A 2,088-nucleotide genomic window follows, 5' to 3' on the forward strand; every position below is an offset into this window, starting at 1 on the left:
TTTCATTACTAAATAAATACTTACTAGCAAATTCATTTAAGTTTTCTTTCAGTATATTATAAAATATATTTTCCATAGAAAGCTCCTTATTCTTTTCATTTAATAAAATTATTTCTTTTATAATGTAATTATTATTTAATTTGCTATATTCACTTTCTATAAGTTTAACTATTAAAGGTGCTAAAGTATAATGAAGAAATTCCATATTTCCATGACTTTTTATATTTCTTTCATTCATAGGAATTATACTTGATATATTACTATTTTTTAATTTTATATATAAATAACGTGTAAATAACTTTTTAAAGTCATTTTCAATATTTATATTTAATTCTTTTTTTCTAAGGTTACTTAAATTATTTAAAGCTATAATTTCATAATAAGTAGCTAGTCCTTCTGTCAACCATAAATTAGGAGGTATATGAACTTCTCTGCTTTTTAAATTAAAATCCATAAAAGAATGAAACATTCTATGAGCTAATAACTGCCAATCTCTAATATTTTTATAATTAAAAGTAGCTGCTATACTACTTACTCCACACCCACCTAACACATATTTTTCATCATAAACACTTTCATTAAGTAACACTACATTTAATTTCATTCCATTACTATTAAATAACTTACAATAATATTTATGTAATCTTTTTAAATCATCTATAACATTTTCATCTATTTCTTTCTTTATAAAATTTTTTTCACAGAAAATTTCTAAAATATTTTCATTATAAATACTTTTATGAATGCTAAAATCTCCAAAAGTATAGGAACTTTTCATAATATCATATATATTAATCCATTTTGGAAAATCTATGGATAACATATCTTGTTTTTTATATTTCAAAGGTAAAATACTATGTTTATAGTTTTTAAATTGGAAAAAAATTTTTATATTACTTATAATACTATTATTTTTATTATTCATAGTTAAAGTTTCTACTGGGAAAATAAGTACTTGCTCCCCTGAAAAAGTAATTAATTCTTCACTTATTTCTCCGCCATGACCATGCTTAGCTAAATGTCCTATTTTAACAAAGTATGAAAAACTAACACTATTACAATTATTTGTATAAATTAATGCAAAACTACTCTTTTGTTCAATAAAATTTTCACATTTTAAATTATTAAATTTTACTTTTCCTAAATATAACTGAATACTCTCTTTCTCATTAATATCTTCTATTCTAGATTTTACAAATAATGTACTATCTTCAATATTAAAATTTTCTATTTGAAACAAAATTTTCATATATCTCACCACCTATCACCAAATTTTCTTATACAACTATAATTTTTCTTTCCTTATAACTATTCAAAAATTTCAATTTCTGTTGGATCATCCTCTTTTAAATTTAAAATCCATTCCTCATGATCAATATTTGTATTTGTTATTTTATCTATATCCATTTTTATATATCTACCCCAAGCTGTAACTGCCACCTCTCCATTAGCTAAAATTATTTTTCCTTCTCCTTCAAAGCCTCTTCTTGTTTCTTTAGTTATTTCACCTATTATTTTTATTTCTTCATCTAAAGGTACTGGTTTCCTAAATTTAGTATTTAAATCAATAGTAACTCCCCAAATTTCGGGGTTATTAATTGAAATAGCTCTACCTATGGTTTCATCTAATAATGCAGATGATATTCCTCCGTGCAATCTTCCTGGATAACTTTGATGTTCTTCTTTCGTTGTACATATTCCAACTAATTTACCATTTTCTAACTCATAAAAAGATGTTTTTAATCCTATATTATTTTCTAATCCACATACAATACATTTTTTCCCATTGTTTTGTTTTTTTATAACCTTATACTTCATTTAAATTTCTCCTAAAAAATAAAATTTGTGTAGATAATTATGTTTTAAAGAAATAATTAATAATATTTATTTCATCTAATATTATATATCACTATTGTAAATTCTGCCTAAATTTCAATTCTTCTATTTTCTTCTTCTTTTAATTCTTTATAATATTTTCTTAAAATATTTAATTTATTCTGCTTAATTGTCAAAGTATACTATATTTTTAAATTTTTTTAAAAAATATGAATTAAAAGAAGGATTTTCCATTTTTTGTAAGAATAATAA

2 protein-coding genes are annotated in these 2,088 nt (G+C 21.9%); both read right to left on the reverse strand.

What is annotated here, in order from left to right; genetic code table 11:
• The coding region (locus tag GBZ86_RS15295; RefSeq protein ID WP_152892088.1) for a hypothetical protein at positions 1-1,249 on the reverse strand (1,249 nt) is incomplete at its 3' end.
• A 59-nt stretch (positions 1,250-1,308) separates the two neighbouring features.
• Positions 1,309-1,818, reverse strand: a complete 510-nt coding sequence (locus GBZ86_RS15300; RefSeq protein ID WP_152892090.1) for a PaaI family thioesterase — start codon at positions 1,816-1,818, stop codon at positions 1,309-1,311.
• Between the last annotated feature and the right edge of the window lie 270 nt (positions 1,819-2,088).

It is taken from the genome of Clostridium tarantellae (assembly GCF_009295725.1).
GTDB classification, from domain to species: Bacteria; Bacillota; Clostridia; order Clostridiales; family Clostridiaceae; genus Sarcina; species Sarcina tarantellae.